The sequence below is a fragment of the Rickettsia bellii RML369-C genome, from assembly GCF_000012385.1.
Classification (GTDB): Bacteria; Pseudomonadota; Alphaproteobacteria; order Rickettsiales; family Rickettsiaceae; genus Rickettsia; species Rickettsia bellii.
The window spans coordinates 1,253,202-1,272,352 of sequence record NC_007940.1; the positions used below are offsets into that span (position 1 = coordinate 1,253,202).

A 19,151-nucleotide genomic window follows, 5' to 3' on the forward strand; every position below is an offset into this window, starting at 1 on the left:
ATTAATTCCCTACAACTTCAATTCCCATAGATGCTGCACTACCACAAATAATCTTTGTTGCAGCTTTAATATCTTTTGTATTTAAATCAGGCATTTTTAACTTTGCAATCTCACGGCAATCATCCATAGTGATTTTACCTACCACAGCTTCCTTTTTAGTAGCCCCAGACCCTTTTTTAACTTTAGCATATTTCTTTATAAGATAAGATGCCGGCGGTGTTTTAACTATAAAAGTAAAACTCTTATCTACATATATAGTAATAACAGTTGGAAGAGGTGTTCCTTTTTCAATACTTTGTGTAGCAGCGTTAAAAGCTTTACAAAATTCCATAATATTAACTTTTCTTTGTCCAAGCGTTGACCCTATAGGAGGAGCAGCGGTAGCTTCACCAGCATTTACATTCAAGTTAATATGACCTTCTATTTTTTGTGCCATTTACAAATATCCTTCTTTTCTTTCTTATTATAGTCTTAGAATTTTCTTTTATTTTTAAAGATAATCAAATAATAATTTTATTTATTTACAATCTATTTACATTAGTCGTTTTTCTTTACTTGAGTAAAGCTCAACTCTATCGGAGTTGCTTTACCAAATATTGATACTGAAACTTTTAATCTAGCTTTTTCTTGATCTACTTCTTCTACAGTACCTGTAAAGGTTTCAAAAGGTCCTTCTGTAACAGTTACTATTTCGCCGACCTCATATAATTTCGCATCTTTTGCTTCTTTAGCTTCTGTTTCTAATCTAATATTCTGTATTTCGCTTTCTGTAAGAGCTTTTGGAGTAGTTTTACTACCTAAAAAGCCTGTTACTCCTGGTATATTTTTTACTAAATGCCAAGATTTATCTGTCATATTCATTTTTATTAGAATATAACTAGGCATTAATTTTTTTTCTACCTTGACGTTTTTACTGCGTTTAACTTCGGAAACACCAAAAACCGGTACTAATATATCATCAAAAAAATCTGACATTTTCTGCTTGCTAATTCTCTCAAGCATAATTCGTTTTATACGATTTTCTGCTCCTGATGCAGTATGTATAACGTACCACTTTTTTGTATCTTTTTCAGAATTTGACAATATATCATCTATATTTTGTTCTGCCACAATTTATTCCTTGATAACTTATTTACCGATGTTAAGTAAAATTTGTATTATATTATGTATACCATAATCGAGCACTAAACAAATTAGGCTAAAAACAAAAACCGCTACTATGACTACTAAAGTCGAAGCAGTTAACTCTTTTTTAGTGGGCCAAACTACTTTATAAGCTTCTTGTTTAACTTGTTCAAAAAACTTATATATTTTATATTCTTTAAACATATTTATAAGTTATTTTATAGTAAAAACCCTATTATTTGTAATGGCAGGAGCGACAGGCATCGAACCCGCAACCTCCGGTTTTGGAGACCGGTGCTCTACCAATTGAGCTACACTCCTATCATATTTTAAATAAAAAATCAACAAAATTTATTGAAAACCTTTTTATTTAAATATAATATTTTTAATTTTAAGCTAATAATAAATATTATTTTTTAGCTTTAATAGTATCTGCAACTTGAGTTGGTACTTGATCATAATGATTAAATACCATGCTATACTGAGCTCTACCTTGTGATAAAGATCTAAGCGTATTAACATAACCGAACATTTCAGCTAAAGGAACATATGCCTTGATCACTTGAGCATTACCTCTTGGCTCCATACCTTGAACTTGTCCTCTACGACTATTTAAATCACCAATAACATCACCCATATACTCATCTGGTGTAATCACCTCAACTTTCATAATCGGCTCAAGCAATTTAGGATTACCTTTAGGCATTCCCTCTCTAAATGCTGCTTTTGCTGCAATTTCAAACGCAAGTACGCTAGAATCCACATCATGGAAAGCACCATCAATTAATGTAGCTTTAAAATCGATCATAGGATAACCTGCAATTACGCCTGTTTCCCTAATGTTATTTAATCCTTTTTCTACGCCAGGAATATATTCTTTAGGTACAGCACCGCCAACAATTTTACTTTCAAAAATGAAGCTCTTATTTTTATCTTCTTCTTTTAGATCTTTTACATCTTTTAGAGGTTCAAAAATAATTTTTACACGTGCAAATTGACCTGCACCGCCTGATTGCTTTTTATGAGTATAATCAATTTCGCAAGCTTTAGTAATTGTTTCACGATATGCAACTTGAGGAGCTCCAATATTTGCTTCAACTTTAAACTCTCTTCTCATACGATCGATAATGATCTCTAAATGAAGCTCACCCATTCCTTTAATAACAGTTTGCCCTGTTTCTTGATCAGTTGAAGTTCTAAATGAAGGATCTTCAGCTGCTAAACGAGAAAGAGCTAGTCCCATTTTTTCTTGATCAACCTTTGACTTAGGCTCTACTGCAAGCTCAATAACTGGCTCAGGGAATTCCATTCTTTCGAGAATTACTTTTTTATCTTCATCTGATAATGTATCACCAGTAGTAGTAGTATCTTTAAGCCCTGCTAATGCTACTATATCACCTGCTGATGCTTCTTTTACATCCTCACGGTTATTAGCATGCATTAATAGCATTCTACCTATTTTCTCTCTCTTATTCTTTACAGTATTAATAACAGTTGTTCCGGAAGTAATCTTACCTGAATACACTCTAATAAAAGTTAATGAACCAACAAACGGATCATTCATAATTTTAAATGCTAAGGCAGAAAATGGCTCAGAAACAGAAATAGGGAAGTCTTTTTCTTCACCTGTACTAACTTCAACACCTTTTACTGTAGCAATATCAATAGGTGATGGTAAATAATCTACTACAGCATCAAGTAGAGGCTGTACGCCTTTATTTTTAAATGCACTACCACATAAAACTGGATAAAAAGCTGCTGAAATAGTACCTTTTCTTATTAACTTCTTAATCTCTTCTTCAGTTACTTCCTCACCAGACAAGTATTTTTCCATGATTTTATCGTCTAGCTCAACAACCATATCAAGCAAATTAGCACGATATTCTTCTGCTTTTGCTTTCATGTCATCAGGAATTTCTTGATAAGAATACTCAGCACCTAAAGACTCATCTTTCCAAACTACTGCTTGCATTTTAACAAGATCAACAACCCCTTTGAAATTTTCTTCAATACCTATTGGAAGCTGAATAACTAAAGGCTTTGCTCCTAAACGATCCTTGATCATGTCAACGCATCTATAAAAGTCTGCTCCCATTCTGTCCATTTTATTGACAAAACACATTCTAGGAACATTATATTTATCAGCTTGTCTCCATACTGTTTCAGATTGAGGTTCAACACCTGCAACGCCATCAAACACTGCAACAGCACCATCAAGAACACGTAAAGAACGCTCTACTTCAATTGTAAAGTCAACGTGTCCAGGAGTATCAATAATATTAATTTGTTTATCTTGCCATCTACAAGTAGTAGCAGCCGAGGTAATTGTTATACCACGTTCTTGCTCCTGCTCCATCCAGTCCATGGTAGCACCGCCCTCATGAACTTCACCTATTTTATGGGATTTACCTGTATAATATAGAATACGTTCTGTAGTAGTAGTTTTACCTGCATCAATATGAGCACATATACCGATATTACGGATATTTTCAAGCTTTTTACTCATATTTAGTTACCCTGCTTTGTTTTTTTAGGGCTAAAGTGTGAGAAAGCTTTATTAGCTTCAGCCATTTTATGAGTGTCTTCTTTCTTCTTAATAGCAACACCTCTATTATTTGAAGCTTCAAATAATTCTTCAGCGAGTTTATCAATCATCATTTTTTCAGAACGCTTTGTTGCCGCTGTAATAATCCAACGAGATGCAAGAGCATAGCCTCTTCTTTCATCAACCGGAGTTGGAACTTGATAATTAGCTCCACCTACTCTTACAGAAGTTACTTCCAAATATGGCTTTACATTATTCATAGCATTACTGAAAGTCTGATACGGATCAGCTTTATGTTTCTTTTCAATTTTATCGAAAGCAGAATAAACTATTTTTTCTGCGAGAGCTTTTTTTCCCTCTTTCATAATATTATTGATGAACCTAGAAAGTAAAACACTGTTATACTTCATATCAGGTAAAATTACTCGCTTTTCTGCGGCGTGACGACGTGACATTTGACTTTTTCTCTCTAACTAATAATTATTTTTTTGTAGCTACAACTTGTTTACGAGGAGCACCATAACGTGAACGACCTTGTTTACGCCCTTTAACTCCAGCAATATCATAAGCACCGAGTACCACGTGATATTTTACCCCTGGAAGATCAGGAACTTGCCCGCCTCTTACTAATACTCTATCGTGCTCTTTCACACTATGTTTTTCACCAGGAATATAAACATTTACTGTTCTTTTATTACTTAAACGCACAGTTGCTACTTTACGAAGAGCTGAGTTAGGCTTTTTAGGAGTAACAGTTTTCACTACTAAACAAACTCCACTTTTAAAAGGATTAGCCTCTAACGCAGGAGATTTAGTTTTACGAACTTTTGATTTTCTTTCAAAACGTACTAATTGATTATATGTTGGCATTAAAAAAACACTCCAAAAAAACTTACAAGTACCACAGAGATTTCAAAAGTTGGAAGTCAAATAAGCGGTGAGACTGCACAGCGTACAAATAGTACGTGAGCAAAAACGAATCCCGAAATTTGACGTACCAAATCTTGAAATATCAAAGGTACATACGATGATTAAAGGGCAAAAACTACTTTTGCCCTTTGAATTTTAAATGATTTTACAAATGTAAATAATATATTTACACTGTCAAATTAAATTACACTAAATTTAAATTATAATTACTTTTTCCATAAAAGCAAGTATGTTTTAACTAACAATTAGTTTTTTCTCTATTATTCTTGCTATAAAACTTATTAGCATCACTAAAATATAGTAACAACAAGCGGCAACAATCATGGGGAAAAAATAATTATACGTCTCAAGCGATACAATTTGTGCTCTTTTCATCAAGTCCATTTCTCCAAACATTGAAATAATGGCTGACTCTTTGATTAAATTAATAAGCTCATTGGTTAGCGATGGAAAAATATTTTTAATTGCTTGTGGCAAAATTATATCTTTCATAATCAAAAATTTGGGGATAGCAAGAGCTTCTGCCGCCTCAAACTGCCCTTTATCAACTGCATTAATTCCTGCTCTTATTACTTCCGAAACATAAGCACCTGAATTAAGAGAAAAAGAAATAGCACCTGCCATAAATACAGTAAATTTAATACCTATTAAATAAGGTGATGCAAAATATATAATACTTAACTGAATTAATAAAGGTGTGCCTCTAAAAATGGAAGTATAAAAATCTGCGAAAAGTCTTAATGCACGATTTTTATTTACCTTACAAAGTGCTAGCAATACTCCTATAACTAGACCAAATATAACAGCAATAACGCTATATTTTAAAGTGATCAAAGTTCCTTCTACAATAAAAAGAATTTTTGGAGAAAATTTTATTAAATATTCAAACATGTTTTTAGTGATATAATTTTTAGCTATTGTGTCAGATTTTTGTCATTGCGAGGAGCAAAGGACGTTATTGCATGGCTTGTTTATGTCATTCCACGGAGGCATTGCCCGCATGGATCATTTTCCCCTGTCACCCCGTGGCTTGTCCACGGGGTCCAGAAAACAGTAAAAGTACTAATACTTTTAGTATTTTAAGCTGGATCCCGCAATCAAGTTGCGGGATGACAGAGGGAAATCGATCCACACAACAACACCGCCGCAGGATAACACCAAGGATAATTCTAGTATACTCTCTTCGCTGGTGGAATTGCTTTCACTTCATCACTCAAAGTAGTTAAAGTAACAGGTTTGTAATCAAGCACCACCTTGCCGGCTTCATCAACCCCGCTAAGAGTGTGCTGCATCCATTCTTTATCATTACGATCGGGATAATCTTCCCTTGCGTGTGCTCCTCTGCTTTCTTTTCTGGCAGCTGCTGAATATACAGTTACTAAAGCCTGATCAAGTAAATTATCTAGCTCTAAAGCTTCAACTAAATCGCTATTCCAAATTAAAGATTTATCATTAACTTTTATATCTTTGTAACCGCTTCTTATCTCGCTAATCATTTCTGCCCCCTCATCTAGCACTTCTTGAGTTCTAAACACTGAAGCATGACTTTGCATAGTTCTTTGCATTTTAAGCCTTAAATCTGCAACCGAGATATTACCGCTACTATGACGAATTTTATCAAATCTACTAATAATTTTTTCAAGGGCTTCTTCTGATACAGGCTTATGCGGACTTGCTGGCTTAATAAGCTCAGCTGCTTTTAGTGCTGCACTTCTGCCGAATACTACTAAATCAAGTAAGGAATTTGATCCTAGACGATTAGCTCCATGCACCGATACACAAGCGGCTTCACCGATCGACATAAGACCTTTTACTACACTATTATGATTTTTGCCATCTTTAATTATTACCTGACCATGATAATTAGTAGGTATTCCACCCATATTATAATGCACTGTAGGAAGTACCGGTATAGGCTCTTTGGTTACATCAACACCAGCAAAAATTTTAGCTGTTTCAGAAATACCAGGCAAACGACTATGTACAATTTCAGGTGATAAATGATTTAAATGCAAGAATACATGATCTTTATGCTCTCCAACTCCTCGCCCCTCACGAATTTCGATAGTCATTGCTCTTGAAACCACATCCCGTGATGCTAAATCCTTTGCAGCCGGTGCATAACGCTCCATGAAACGCTCACCATTAGCGTTAACAAGATAACCACCCTCACCTCTAGCTCCCTCTGTTATAAGGCAACCAGCTGAATATATTCCGGTCGGATGGAACTGGACAAACTCCATATCTTGCAGCGGCAAGCCTGCTCTAATCGCCATTCCGCCCCCGTCACCAGTGCAAGTATGAGCCGAAGTTGCTGAAAAATAAGCACGCCCATATCCGCCCGTTGCAAGTACTACATTATGTGCTCTAAAACAATGCAAGCTACCATCATCTAAATTCCAAGCAACTACTCCTCTACATTCACCATTTTCCATTAATAAATCAATAGCGAAATATTCGATAAAAAACTGTACTTTATGCTTTAATGATTGTTGATATAAAGTATGAAGTATAGCATGTCCAGTACGATCTGCTGCTGCACATGTACGTTGTGCTGCCTTGCCTTTGCCATACTCGGTAGTCATGCCGCCAAAAGGACGCTGATAAATTTTTCCCTCTTCGGTTCTTGAAAAAGGTACGCCGTAATGCTCAAGCTCTAAAATCGCATCCGGAGCATTCTTGCACATATATTCGATTGCATCCTGATCGCCTAACCAATCAGAACCTTTAACCGTATCATACATATGCCAACGCCAATCATCCGCTCCCATATTACCAAGAGCTGCACTAATACCGCCTTGTGCTGCGACAGTATGGCTACGAGTCGGGAATAGCTTAGATATACAAGCCGTATTAAGACCCTCTTCAGCCATACCGAACGCAGCACGTAAACCTGCACCGCCTGCCCCTACGACTATTACGTCAAATTTATGATGAATTATATTATACGATTTGGTCATTAAGTTAATTTTTTACTATATATTTTGGTTATATCCATGTTTTTATGTAGCACTCTAAGTATTTCAATTTTATTGTCAACTAGTGCATATAATATCATATGACTATTTATAGCTATTGACTTAACACTTTCAAAAATTTCTGGACGATTTATTCTTATGTGTGGAAAATTACAAATTTCTATACATTTATTATGTATTTGAGTTAAATATTTTTTTGTTATATCTTGCCCCCATACTTCTTCACTATAATATTTTATTTGCAACAAATCACTTTCAGCAATTCTAGTTAATTTGTAAGGCAATATTTTACTCATCATCAATCAAGTCTAAAATTGATTTTTCGCTGAATATATTATTTTTTGCTTGATATATTCCTACACCTACAGCTTGACGTAATAATTCCAATTTAACACTTTGAGCTTTTTCAAATTTATCTAATAACCTTAAAGCCTCTGCAACTACTTCACTTTCATTATTGTACATTCCTGAGTTAACTTTAGCTGCTACCAATTCTTCTAAATTATTCGTTAAATTTATATTCATACAAACACTCCTTATATTTATCCCCTATAAAACACAGCTACTATAAAAGCTACGATAGTTAGAATACTAAATAGCTTCACTGCTATAATTAATGTATTACGTAACTTGTTGCAGCTTATATAATCCTCTATTACTACCTGCATTCCAAGCATGGCATGATATAAAGAAGTAATTACTGCGATTAATAAAGGTATTAAATTAATAGGTCTTTTCAGCTCCCAAATAATAATATTTACATCACTATTTTTATTGGCTAGCGTAAAATATAGTAACCATAAAGAACACAACACTAATATAATAGCGGTAATTCTTTGTAGCAACCAATGATGTGAACCACTTTTAGCAGAACCAGTATTTTTTGCTTTTACAATCTCTGCTCTAAAATCATATGTCATTAATTTTCTCTAAACACATTTTTTTTGTTATTAAGTATGTCATCCCGCATGCTTGTAGCGGTATCCAAAAAACGCCCTCGGTGTCATCCCGTGGCTTGGGAACTAGATCCAGTAAAAATATAAATGCAATAACTTCTTAACTTGCTTTATCTCGCTTTATGCTGGATCTAGTTCCCAAGCCACGGGATGACAAATAATATTACTACACCCACAACAATATCGTAAATAAGACGGAACAAATAACTACGCTCCAGCCTGTTAAATTAACTGCTTTTATAGAAAAGCCTAATCCAATATCCCAAAATAAATGTCTGATGCCGTTACATAAATGATAAAACCAAGCAAAGCTAGTTAGTATCAAACATATTTTTATAATGCAACAACAATTAGCTAGCTTTATATAATTACTATCAAATTTACTGAGGATAAACCACCATGCCAAAATTGAAACTGCAAAAAATAAAGCTACCCCTGTCATACGATGCAAAATCGATAAGGTAGAACTTATTTGCGGCTTATATATAGTTAGATGCGGCGAAGTCGGACGCTTATTATAAATTTCTTGTTTGGTTTTAGTCATATTATATTATTGGTTTGTATTATACTTTTAAGACGAAGCTTTATTTGGAAAAGAGCAAGGCGTTTTGAAGCTTTTAACCGCAGCGTACATATAGTACGTGAGGATTAAAAGCAAAAAACAACGTAGCCAATTTTTCAAACAAAGCGAGTATTACTTTCTCTCGAGCCAGTACCCTTCAGCGGGTGCTAAATCATCTGCCACCGCTCTTCTGTCATCAAAAACAAAGCACTCACCTTGCCATAAATTATTCTTATTTTGCGTATCTTCTAGATATTGCAATATACCACCTTTTAAGTGATATACTTCTTCATGTCCCATACTTTTCAGTAAGCTAGTAGATTTCTCACAACGTATACCACCAGTACAGAACATCGCAATTTTCTTACCTTTAAGTAATTCAGCATTTTGCTCAACCCAAGCTGGAAATTGTTTAAATGTTTCAGTATATGGATTAATTGCCGCTTTGAACGTACCGACTTCCACTTCATAGTCGTTACGTGTATCCACTATAACATCTTGTTTCGTAATAAATTCATCCCAATCTTTTGTCTCTATATACTCGCCTTTAAACAAATTAACATTTAAATTGTCAACATTCATCGCAACGATTTCTTTTTTAAGCCTGACTTTTAACTTTTGAAAAGGATGTATTTCGCTGCAATTTATTTTAACATTCACGTCTTTCGTATTAGTTAGTTTTTTTAATTCTTCAAGTACAAGATTTACACTTTCATATGAACCTGAAAAAGAACCGTTAAAGCCCTCTTTCGATAATAAGATAGTACCTTTAACATATTTTCTTTTACCGACAAATAATAGTTTCGGTATTAAGCTTTCCGGCTCTTCTATATTTACAAAACTATATGCACTTAAAATTGCAATTTTTTCACTCATAAATTATGGTATTGGTTGTTTTTATTTTATATGGTTTATGTCATCCCGTGGCTTGGGAACTAGATCCAGCATAAAGCGAGATAAATCGAGCTTTTTGTATTTTTATTATTTTTCTGGATCCCGTGGTCAAGCCACGGGATGACACTGTAACCTAATGCATAAGATAACGCTTAATCACATTACAGATAATGGAACGAACATACTACTATCACCTCTCTCAATCAAAAGCAAAATATTTTGCTTTTCTGATTTTTTAGCATTTTCGTATAATTCTTCTAGTTTATTTATATCGCTTATGCTTTCTTGATTAACATTACTTACTAAATCACCAACTCTAAAGCTACTATCTTCTTCATCAACATTTGTAATAACTAATCCTACTTTATCAACAGATATAGCAAATTTTTGCTTTAATTCCTCAGTCAAATTACTAAAAGTGATATTACTCTTTGTAATAGACGTGCCATTATCTTCTTTCTTAGTAACTTTTTCTATATTTTCTTCCGCAGCTTCTTGTTTAACTTCCTCATTATCTGATGTCATTTTTATTGGTAGTTCTATTGCTTCTCCGTCTCGTAATACTTTTACTTTCACTTCTTGATCAACAGGAATATCAGCCACGATTACACGTAATCTTTTAGTGTTTTTAACTGTCTGCCCTGCAAACTCTAATATTATATCGCCTGTTTTAATGCCTGCTTTATCACCTGGATCATCTTTTTGTATTTTAGCAACTAACACACCATTAGTGTCTTTTAGCCCTAATCCTTCTGATATTTCTTCAGTCAAATCTTGTATTGTTACACCAAGACGCCCTCTATTTATTTTACCATCTTTTTTAAGACGCTCAATTATAGGCTTTGCAGTATTTGAAGGGATAGCAAAACCAATACCTATATTAGTGCCAAGCGGTGAGAAAATTGCCGTATTTACACCAATTACTTTTTGGTCCAAATTAAACATAGGACCACCAGAATTGCCGTTATTAATTGCCGCATCTGTTTGGATAAAATTATCGACTATATTGTTAGTGTCAATATCAATATCTCGTCCTTTTGAAGAAATAATACCGGCAGTAACAGTACCACCAAGATTACCAAAAGGATTACCGATTGCAATAACCCAGTCCCCTACTCTTGCATCATTTGAGTCACCAAATTCTACGAAAGGCAGCGGTTCTTCAACATCTATTTTTAAAAGAGCTAAATCAGTTTTAGTATCACTACCTATTAATTTAGCTGGTAATTCAGTGTTATCGGCTAATTTTACATTAATTTTACTAACATTAGCAATCACGTGATAATTTGTAACTATCAAACCATTAGGCTCAATAATAAACCCAGAACCGAGCGGCATCGCTTTTGGAGTAGGATCAACTTCTTCAAGGTTGAGAGGTATGTTAAGACGTTCTAGAAAATCATTAATGAAATCCAGAGGTTTTTTTTCTTGTAAAGGATCTTTTTCTGCAGCTTCTGACTTACTATTAACATATTCTATAGTAGAAATATTAACAACAGCAGGGATTAAAGGCTCAACTATATCAGCAAAACTATAACGTGATGCATTATTTACTTTTAGAGGTATGGAATTTATTTCGGTAAATTCACTTTCCTCCTCCAAATCTATTGCTTTTGAAGATTTATTATTTTCTTTCGCTAAAATATTGTTATTAAATATTAAAATTATTATAATAAAAAATATTTTCAGATTCATATACTACTTAGCTAAATTAAGATATTTTAAAACTTCAGCATCGGGCGAAATAATAAAATTAGTATCTTCTTTCTTTAAAGAATTTTTATATACTAAAAGCGACTTATAAAATTTGTAAAATTCCGGATCAGTAGAATAAGAAGAATTATATATTTTAGCCGCTTTCTCATCACCATCACCTTTGATAATTTGGGCATCTTTGTAAGCTTTAGCAAGTATTATCTTACTTTCCTTATCTGCTTTTGAGCGAATACGAACACTTTCTTCTTGCCCTTCTGCTCTAATTTGTGTTGCTTCTTTTTCACGAGCAGTTTGCATACGGCGATAAATAGCCGCACTATTTTCCTTTGGTAAGTCAGCTCTTAAAATTCTAACATCAACCACATCAATACCGAAGCTTTTAGCTTCGCCGTCTACTTGATTTAAAATATTAAGCATTACATTACTACGCTCTTGCGATAATAAACTACTTAGTGAAATCTTACCTATTACTTTCCGCATCGAAGATTCAAGGTTACGAGTCAGCCTAATTTTGACTCCTTGATAATCATGGACCGTTTTATAAAACATTACAGGATTATTAATTTGAAACTTAGCATAAGCATCAACGATAACTCTTTTACCATCAGCAGCCGTTAACTCTTTTGCTTCAACTTCAACATCTAAAAGACGCTTATCAAAAAATTCAACATTTTGAATTAACGGAACTTTAATATGTAGTCCAGGTTTTTCTATGGTTCTTACTGCTTCACCAAATTGGAATACTACAGCAGATTGACGTTGATCAACTGAAAATAGTGAGCTAGAAATTAATATCAGCCCAAAAATAGCCGTAAAAATTATATAGTAAATCTTTTGCATTTAATTTAACATTTTTTGTTGTTTTTTGTATGTCACACTACGGCTTGACCGATGTTGTTGCATAAATCGAGAACTGTTTTTTATGTCATTCCTGCGAAAGCGGGAATCCAGAAAAATAAACATGAATACAGTAATGTTTAAAATAAAAAGCTCGATATATCTCGCTTTATGCTGGATCCCCGCCTATGCGGGGATGACATTAAGGCTTAATAGCCATATGCGGAAGTAACGCATTATTAATAATAGTCTTATTCGAGCCGCTTAATACTTCTTCAGCTACTTCTAAATATAGCCTGTCTCTAGTTACTTGCTTATTTGCAGCATATTGCTTATAAATTGCACTAAATCTTTGACTATCTCCCTCAGCCTTTGATATTATTTCCTCTCTATAGGCTTCTGCTTCTTCTATAATTCTAGCTGCTGCCCCTCTAGCTTCCGGTAATACTTTATTATTATAGGCTTGAGCTTGATTTATTTCCTTTTCTTTATCTGCTTTTGAAGTTTGCACATCTCTATAAGCATCTATTACCTCAGCAGGTGGCTCAGCTTTTAACAATTGCACCTTTTCAATCATTACTCCAGCGTTATAACTATCTAGAATTTTTTGTGCTAATGTTTCTATTTTATGAGTAATTTCCTGCTTCTGATCAGATAAGACCCAAGAAATAGGCGTATTCCCTATTACTTCTCTAACGGCACTTTCTACTGTTGACTTAACTGTTTCTTCAGGCTTTTGTACGTTAAACATAAAATCCTCAAGATTACTAATATGCCACATTACGTCACAATTTAAAGCAACAATATTCTCATCACCAGTTAGCATAATACTTTCACCGGCAATATTTTTGGTATCACCACCACTACGCACAAAGTTATTTGTACGATATCCAATCTCAATTCGTCTTGATTGTTTAACTTTCTCGACTATTTCTTTTTCAAATGGAGCAGGTAAACGATAATTAAGACCAGCGTAACCTTTACGAACAAAACGTCCAAATCTTGTTACAGCCGCTTCTTCACCTTCTTTTACTTCATAAATACCTGAAGCGAGCCACAAAACAAAAGATGCTAGAGCAACTAAAATTATTGTTTTTGTACTGAAATTAAATTGATTTTTTCTTGGTCTTGTGAATATGTTATCATCTTTATCGTTATCAAAATCTTTCCACGGAGATTTTTTGAAAATTGGGGTATATTTTTTACTAAGCATTTGCTTTTTATATTAATTTTGAAATTTGAAGATTTAGTGATTATATATATTATAGTATTTAACGTCAAGTTGCGAACTTATAGCAGACTTAAAAAGGAAATTTAATTATGGCTGATTTACACCAAAACCAAATTATCGATAAACTGCATAATATTGCTTTTAAAGACGGTACTTTTTTAAAACAAGTTATATCAAATATTATAATTAAACATAATAATGTTGGTTTTTCAATAGATATATCAGGCATTGACAAATTAGAAGTAGAAGAAATAAAAAATACAGCAATTAAAAAGCTTAATGAAATAGTTGGCATAGGTAAAATAACTATTGTTTTTACTGAGAGTAAAACAGTAGAAAAAAAACCTCAAAAACCCAAACATTTTGTTGAGAATGTTAAAAAGATTATCTTAGTTGCATCAGGTAAAGGAGGAGTCGGCAAATCTACTATTTCAGCTCTTATTGCTCAACAATTAAGTTTAGAGAATCACCGAGTTGGCATAGTTGATGCTGATATTTACGGACCTTCAATTCCCCATATATTTGGTATTAATGAAGTGCCGCAAACAGTGGGTGGGCGAATAATACCGGTAAGAGCTAAAAATATTGAGGTGATATCAATAGGCTTTTTCGTTAAAAATTATTCCGCAATTATTTGGCGTGGTCCTATGGCTAGTAAAACTATTTATCAATTATTATCAGTGACGAAATGGGATAACCTTGATTATTTAATTATTGATATGCCACCAGGAACAGGGGATATTCATTTAAGTATGCTGGAGAATTATCATCTAAACGGCGTGGTAATTGTCACTACTCCGCAAAAAATGTCGGAAATAGATGTCGTACGCTCGATAGATTTATATCAAAAATTAAATTTACCGATAATTGGAATAATCGAGAATATGAGTGATTTATTTGATGGTAATAGTGGGAGTCATTTATCACAAAAATATAATATACCATTAATAGCTCAAATTCCAGTTATACCAAAAATAGCTAATGCATGCGATAAATCACTGCCGCTTACTGACTTACTAAAATTATCTTTAAAGGAATATTTATGACTAATACAGATTTTTTGTATAACGAAGCTAATAAAGAGGAATTTGCAGGAGACACGGAACGCAGAACCGCAGCGTACAAAAACGTACGTGAGGATTCGAGTAACGGATCGACGCACAAATTACCTTTAGAAGCAAGCTATACGGAAAATCTGTGGGTGCTTACAGATAGTAGAACAGGTAATAACCACCAAGCAATCGCACTTGCTGAAAAATTAGCAGAAGAATATACAGTCATTAGACTTGAATATAATTGCTTAGCTAAGCTGCCAAATTTTTTACTTAAATATCATCCTGTTCATATAAAAAAAGAAATATTACGGGATATTTTAGATAAGCCTCTACCTGATATAATTATTACTGCTGGAAGAAGAACGGCAGCTTTAGCATTTTATTTAAAAAAGAAGTTAAAAAAAGAAATTAAACTGATTCAAATAATGCAACCTAATTTATCTTATGAAGTGTTTGAAGCGGTGATCTTGCCTTATCATGATCAACGTCATTGCGAGCGACTGCAAGGAGCGTGGCAATCTCAGGACTTTTTCACTAGATTGCTTCGTCAATGCTATGCATTTCCTCGCAATGACGATTTCATCATCCCAATAAACGGAGCTATTAATAACGTAACTGAAAAGTTTGCCACGGCGAATTTAGAACTACAAAAACATTACCCTAAGCTTAAAGAATTTATTGCCTTAATAATCGGTGGGAATAATAAGAAATTTAATTTCACTGAAAAAGAAGCTATTCATTTTTCTTCATTATTAAAAAGAATATATGATAATCAAAAAACTCCTTTTTTCATTAGTTTTAGCAGACGCACACCTGACATAGTAAAATCAATTATTAAAAATAACATGCCGGCTTCAACAATTATTTATGACCCAACTACTGATACAGGGTTTAACCCATATATCGCTATGCTTGCAAGTGCTAAATATATAATCTCTACAGCCGATTCTATATCAATGTGCAGCGAAGCAGCTTCAAGCGGCAAACCTCTTTACATATTCTGCCCATCAAATTTTAACTCCTCCAAGCATAAAATTTTTGTAAAAAAACTGGTTAAGCTGAAAATAGCAAAAATGTTTGATGAGTCTGTAACGAAATTAGAAGAGTATAGCTATCCACCTTTAGATGAAGCAGGAAGAGTAGCTGAGATTATTAAACCTTTAATATAAAAGCTGGTAATTAAATGAATAAAGATATACAATCCTACATATTTATCAAAAAGCTAAAATCTTTACCATTTATCGAAGAAATATGGCTTTTTGGTTCTCGTGCTAGAGGCGATAACAACAAGCGTTCCGATATTGATCTTGCTATCATTTGCCCTAATATTACAGATCAAGAATGGTTAAAAGTTGTAGATATTATAAATGATGCTGATACGCTTTTAAAGATAGATTGTGTCAGGTTCGATAACACGAAAATAAGCCGTGAGCTTTATGAAAATATAATAAGAAATAAAAAGATTTTATATGTTAAAAACAAATATTAGACTTAAAACAAAACTTGAAAACTTTCGTAAAGCTTTTATAGCACTTGAAGCTATTTATTTAAAACCAATCACAGAAGATCGTGCTTATATAGACGCAACAATTCAAAGATTTGAATTTACTTTTGAACTTGCTTGGAAATTTTTAAAAGAGTATTTTGCTCAAATGGGTATAGTTCTCAATTATCCCAAAGAAGTCATTAAAGAAGCTTACGCAGTGGGCATTATAAATGATGAAGATTTATGGATTCACATGCTTCTTGATCGTAATATGACCTCACACACCTATGATAAGAAGCTTGCCGATGAAATTTATGAACATATCAAAAATTATACTCCTGAATTTAAGAGGTTACTAAGTATACATCTAAAGTTGTTAGACGAGGATCAAATTGGAAAAGAGTAATTGGTCTGTAAGCCGAAAAACGGCAGCAGTTACTTAATACGTGAGTATCGGAAGATTTACAAGACGACGTAGTCAATTTTTCAAATTTAATTATTATTCAAAGACTTTATAATACCCTGTAGGATTTGGATTTCAGGGGTAGAGAGGTTATTGATACGCATAAATATATTGGTGATATTTTGCTGCATTATAAGTTTTCTTTCCGGAATTTTAAAGAATCCGGCTTTGTCTAATTTTCCGAATAAATGTGTTAGGAAATGATCTATTTCTTCTTTAGTAGCGAGTTTTTGAATATTATAAATATCTTCTCTTGATTCAGAATTACGAAATAATTCATAACATACAATAATAACTGCTTGTGCAATGTTTAGCGAGCTAAATTCCGTGGTGTTAATGGTGATAATCTTATTGGCAAGCGATATTTCTTCATTGCTAAGCCCATTATTTTCCCGCCCAAACATTATCCCGACTTTTGCAAGACTCGGATAATCGGAAGTTAGATTTTGTGAGAATACATAATCCTTATTTATAGCCCGCTTGATGCAGGTAGTAGCATATAGATATTCGAGGTCTTTAATACATTCCTCTAAGCTATTATAAATTTTTGCATTATCTATAATATTTACTGCTCCGACTGCATTACTGCGGGCTTGTTCATTAGGCCAACCATCTCTTGGGGTTATTATTCTAAGCTCATCCAAGCCAAAATTCTTCATGGCTCTTGCGGTAGCACCGATATTCTCACCCATTTGCGGTGCAACTAATATTATTATAGGCTTCATTTCAGTAATTTTTCGTAACTAGACAGGTATAAGCGATTGCTACAGCATCAGCTTCATCTGAGTTAGTAATTGCAGCAGTACCCGGCAGTAATAACTTAATCATATGCAAAATCTGATCCTTTTCGGCATGACCATATCCTGTGACAGTTTTTTTTATCGTGTTAGGTTTGAATTCTCGCATATCTAAATCATATCTACCAATTAGTGACATTATAGCACCTCTAGCATAGCCAAGCTTTAACGAAGTTACGCTATTAGTATTAACAAAAGTTTCTTCAATCGCTGCCATATTCGGCTTATATTCTAATATTACTTTTTCTAATATGCTGTTGATATAGCTAAGCCTATGATGTATTTCATCCTTACTACTTGTTTTGATAACGCCGCTGGCTAAATATTTCAGCTTTGCCGATTCTTTTGCAACCACCGCCCATCCCAAACTCCCAAGTGCCGGATCAATCCCAAGTACTATCATTGTTATCCCTACCGTGTCATCCCGTGGTCCCGCCACGGGATCTATAAAATGATTTTAAAAATACTGAATCCTGTGACTTGACCGCCAACTCTCATGTCACTCCCACCTTAGGTGTCATCCCGTGGCTTGGGAACTAGATCCAGAAAAACAATAAAAAATACAAACATAAAAAGCTTGATTCCTCTCGCTTTATGCTGGATCCCGTGGACAAGCCACGGGATGACACCGCACACGTTCTTCGATCCATGCAAACAAACCTAAGGCGGGAATGACAATTCTTTATATCTTCATATATTCATAATAATCAGAATTATCTTCCCACAACTCTTGCACCTTGACGAATAAAAACAAATGTACAGGAAAGCCAAAAAATTGTTGCATTTGCATTCGGGATTTTGCCCCTAGCTCTTTAATTTTTGAGCCGTTTTTCCCAAGTATTATAGTTTTGTAGCTCTCTCTTGAAACTACTATAATCTGATTAATTTTTACGGATTTATCTTTTAGCTCTTCCCATTTTTCGGTTTGCACAGTTAGCTTATAAGGCAGTTCTTGCTGCAACCCTAAAAATAACTGCTCTCTCGTAATTTCTGCGGCGATAAAACGCATCGGCAAATCGGTTATGTCGTCCTCTTCATAAAGCCAAGGAGCGATTTTTGCTTTACTTGTTATGTATTCAAGTAGCTTATCAACATTCTCACCTGAAATAGCAGAAATAGGGAAAAGTAAGCTGTCAGAATAATTTTCAGCTAAAAAAGCTTTAGTGTCGTCTATATATTTCGATTCAACATCTATTTTGTTTAACAAAAATACCGGCACAACATTAAGTGAGCGAAGCTTGTTTAAAATATCATGCGTTATGCTATCTAATGGCTTTAAGCTATCAATAATTAACATGACAATATCGGCACTATGCAGACTAGACCAAGCACATCTAACCATTGCCTTTTCTAAAGTTCCTTTCGGCTCAAATATCCCTGGTGTATCATATAGTATTATTTGGGTATCGTTTAGGGTAATGATGCCGGTAATGATCGACCTAGTTGTTTGAACTTTTGGGGTAACTATCGAAAGCTTTTCCCCGATTATTCTATTTAGCAAAGTAGACTTGCCGCTATTAGGTCTGCCGATAATACAAACCGAAACTGTTTTTTGAATTTGCTTGGTCACAAATTT

Annotated in this window: 22 protein-coding genes, 1 tRNA gene and 2 pseudogenes; 5 read left to right on the forward strand and 20 right to left on the reverse strand. The window is 34.0% G+C overall.

What is annotated here, in order from left to right; genetic code table 11:
* Position 1: 1 nt before the first annotated feature.
* The 7 genes from rplK to rpsL form a co-directional block, all read right to left on the reverse strand.
* Positions 2 to 436, reverse strand: coding sequence for a 50S ribosomal protein L11 (gene rplK, locus RBE_RS06025; RefSeq protein ID WP_011477816.1), 435 nt, complete (start codon positions 434 to 436; stop codon positions 2 to 4).
* A gap of 101 nt (positions 437 to 537) precedes the next feature.
* Positions 538 to 1,110: a transcription termination/antitermination protein NusG gene (gene nusG / locus RBE_RS06030; RefSeq protein ID WP_011477817.1), complete on the reverse strand. Its 573-nt coding sequence runs from the start codon at positions 1,108 to 1,110 to the stop codon at positions 538 to 540.
* An 18-nt stretch (positions 1,111 to 1,128) separates the two neighbouring features.
* Positions 1,129 to 1,329, reverse strand: coding sequence for a preprotein translocase subunit SecE (secE, locus tag RBE_RS06035; protein WP_011477818.1), 201 nt, complete (start codon positions 1,327 to 1,329; stop codon positions 1,129 to 1,131).
* A gap of 41 nt (positions 1,330 to 1,370) precedes the next feature.
* Positions 1,371 to 1,446, reverse strand: a tRNA-Trp gene (locus tag RBE_RS06040).
* Positions 1,447 to 1,534: 88 nt separating this feature from the next.
* Positions 1,535 to 3,631: an elongation factor G gene (gene fusA, locus RBE_RS06045; RefSeq protein ID WP_011477819.1), complete on the reverse strand. Its 2,097-nt coding sequence runs from the start codon at positions 3,629 to 3,631 to the stop codon at positions 1,535 to 1,537.
* A gap of 2 nt (positions 3,632 to 3,633) precedes the next feature.
* Entirely contained in the window at positions 3,634 to 4,125 is a 492-nt protein-coding gene (gene rpsG / locus RBE_RS06050) for a 30S ribosomal protein S7 (protein ID WP_011477820.1), read from the reverse strand.
* Between the two features lie 25 nt (positions 4,126 to 4,150).
* Positions 4,151 to 4,540 (reverse strand): 30S ribosomal protein S12, encoded by a 390-nt coding sequence (gene rpsL / locus RBE_RS06055; protein ID WP_011477821.1) that lies wholly within the window; start codon positions 4,538 to 4,540, stop codon positions 4,151 to 4,153.
* Positions 4,541 to 4,570: 30 nt separating this feature from the next.
* Between rpsL and RBE_RS08630 the strand changes: the two are divergent.
* Positions 4,571 to 4,691, forward strand: a pseudogene (locus tag RBE_RS08630) (palindromic element RPE5 domain-containing protein); the annotation flags it as partial.
* A gap of 143 nt (positions 4,692 to 4,834) precedes the next feature.
* On the opposite strand, the gene RBE_RS06060 reads toward RBE_RS08630, so the two are convergent.
* The 10 genes from RBE_RS06060 to hflK all read right to left on the reverse strand — a co-directional run bounded on the left by RBE_RS06060 (position 4,835) and on the right by hflK (position 13,756).
* Positions 4,835 to 5,491, reverse strand: a complete 657-nt coding sequence (locus RBE_RS06060) for an amino acid ABC transporter permease (protein WP_011477822.1) — start codon at positions 5,489 to 5,491, stop codon at positions 4,835 to 4,837.
* Positions 5,492 to 5,769: 278 nt separating this feature from the next.
* A complete protein-coding gene (sdhA, locus tag RBE_RS06065; RefSeq protein ID WP_011477823.1) occupies positions 5,770 to 7,560 on the reverse strand; it encodes a succinate dehydrogenase flavoprotein subunit in 1,791 nt (596 codons plus the stop codon).
* A complete protein-coding gene (locus RBE_RS07590; protein ID WP_011477824.1) occupies positions 7,560 to 7,877 on the reverse strand; it encodes a type II toxin-antitoxin system RelE/ParE family toxin in 318 nt (105 codons plus the stop codon). The genes sdhA and RBE_RS07590 overlap by 1 nt, the downstream gene beginning before the upstream one ends.
* Positions 7,867 to 8,103 carry a type II toxin-antitoxin system ParD family antitoxin gene (locus RBE_RS06075; protein WP_011477825.1) on the reverse strand — a complete coding sequence of 79 codons (237 nt, stop codon included), beginning with the start codon at positions 8,101 to 8,103 and terminating at the stop codon, positions 7,867 to 7,869. The genes RBE_RS07590 and RBE_RS06075 overlap by 11 nt, the downstream gene beginning before the upstream one ends.
* A 17-nt stretch (positions 8,104 to 8,120) precedes the next feature.
* Positions 8,121 to 8,498 carry a succinate dehydrogenase, hydrophobic membrane anchor protein gene (sdhD, locus tag RBE_RS06080; RefSeq protein ID WP_011477826.1) on the reverse strand — a complete coding sequence of 126 codons (378 nt, stop codon included), beginning with the start codon at positions 8,496 to 8,498 and terminating at the stop codon, positions 8,121 to 8,123.
* A gap of 202 nt (positions 8,499 to 8,700) precedes the next feature.
* Positions 8,701 to 9,078: a succinate dehydrogenase, cytochrome b556 subunit gene (gene sdhC / locus RBE_RS06085; protein WP_011477827.1), complete on the reverse strand. Its 378-nt coding sequence runs from the start codon at positions 9,076 to 9,078 to the stop codon at positions 8,701 to 8,703.
* A 150-nt stretch (positions 9,079 to 9,228) separates the two neighbouring features.
* A complete protein-coding gene (locus RBE_RS06090) occupies positions 9,229 to 9,972 on the reverse strand; it encodes a rhodanese domain-containing protein (protein ID WP_011477828.1) in 744 nt (247 codons plus the stop codon).
* A 174-nt stretch (positions 9,973 to 10,146) separates the two neighbouring features.
* Positions 10,147 to 11,685, reverse strand: coding sequence for a Do family serine endopeptidase (locus RBE_RS06095; RefSeq protein WP_011477829.1), 1,539 nt, complete (start codon positions 11,683 to 11,685; stop codon positions 10,147 to 10,149).
* Positions 11,686 to 11,688: 3 nt separating this feature from the next.
* Positions 11,689 to 12,546, reverse strand: a complete 858-nt coding sequence (gene hflC, locus RBE_RS06100) for a protease modulator HflC (RefSeq protein WP_011477830.1) — start codon at positions 12,544 to 12,546, stop codon at positions 11,689 to 11,691.
* Positions 12,547 to 12,745: 199 nt separating this feature from the next.
* Positions 12,746 to 13,756: an FtsH protease activity modulator HflK gene (hflK, locus tag RBE_RS06105; protein WP_011477831.1), complete on the reverse strand. Its 1,011-nt coding sequence runs from the start codon at positions 13,754 to 13,756 to the stop codon at positions 12,746 to 12,748.
* Between the two features lie 107 nt (positions 13,757 to 13,863).
* Here hflK and RBE_RS06110 point away from each other — a divergent pair, with 107 nt between their 5' ends.
* From RBE_RS06110 to RBE_RS06125, 4 genes and pseudogenes are all read left to right on the forward strand, one after another.
* Entirely contained in the window at positions 13,864 to 14,820 is a 957-nt protein-coding gene (locus RBE_RS06110) for an Mrp/NBP35 family ATP-binding protein (protein ID WP_011477832.1), read from the forward strand.
* A gap of 149 nt (positions 14,821 to 14,969) precedes the next feature.
* Positions 14,970 to 16,008: pseudogene (locus tag RBE_RS06115) on the forward strand (mitochondrial fission ELM1 family protein).
* A 4-nt stretch (positions 16,009 to 16,012) separates the two neighbouring features.
* A complete protein-coding gene (locus RBE_RS06120; protein WP_011477834.1) occupies positions 16,013 to 16,318 on the forward strand; it encodes a nucleotidyltransferase domain-containing protein in 306 nt (101 codons plus the stop codon).
* Positions 16,299 to 16,721: an HI0074 family nucleotidyltransferase substrate-binding subunit gene (locus tag RBE_RS06125; protein WP_011477835.1), complete on the forward strand. Its 423-nt coding sequence runs from the start codon at positions 16,299 to 16,301 to the stop codon at positions 16,719 to 16,721. The genes RBE_RS06120 and RBE_RS06125 overlap by 20 nt, the downstream gene beginning before the upstream one ends.
* An 86-nt stretch (positions 16,722 to 16,807) precedes the next feature.
* Here the strand turns inward: RBE_RS06125 and RBE_RS06130 are convergent, their stop codons facing one another.
* The 3 genes from RBE_RS06130 to era all read right to left on the reverse strand — a co-directional run bounded on the left by RBE_RS06130 (position 16,808) and on the right by era (position 19,145).
* On the reverse strand, positions 16,808 to 17,503 hold the full coding sequence (locus tag RBE_RS06130) for an RNA methyltransferase (protein WP_011477836.1): 696 nt from the start codon (positions 17,501 to 17,503) through the stop codon (positions 16,808 to 16,810).
* A 1-nt stretch (position 17,504) separates the two neighbouring features.
* On the reverse strand, positions 17,505 to 17,978 hold the full coding sequence (gene ruvC / locus RBE_RS06135) for a crossover junction endodeoxyribonuclease RuvC (RefSeq protein ID WP_011477837.1): 474 nt from the start codon (positions 17,976 to 17,978) through the stop codon (positions 17,505 to 17,507).
* Between the two features lie 279 nt (positions 17,979 to 18,257).
* A complete protein-coding gene (gene era, locus RBE_RS06140) occupies positions 18,258 to 19,145 on the reverse strand; it encodes a GTPase Era (RefSeq protein WP_011477838.1) in 888 nt (295 codons plus the stop codon).
* Positions 19,146 to 19,151: the final 6 nt, after the last annotated feature.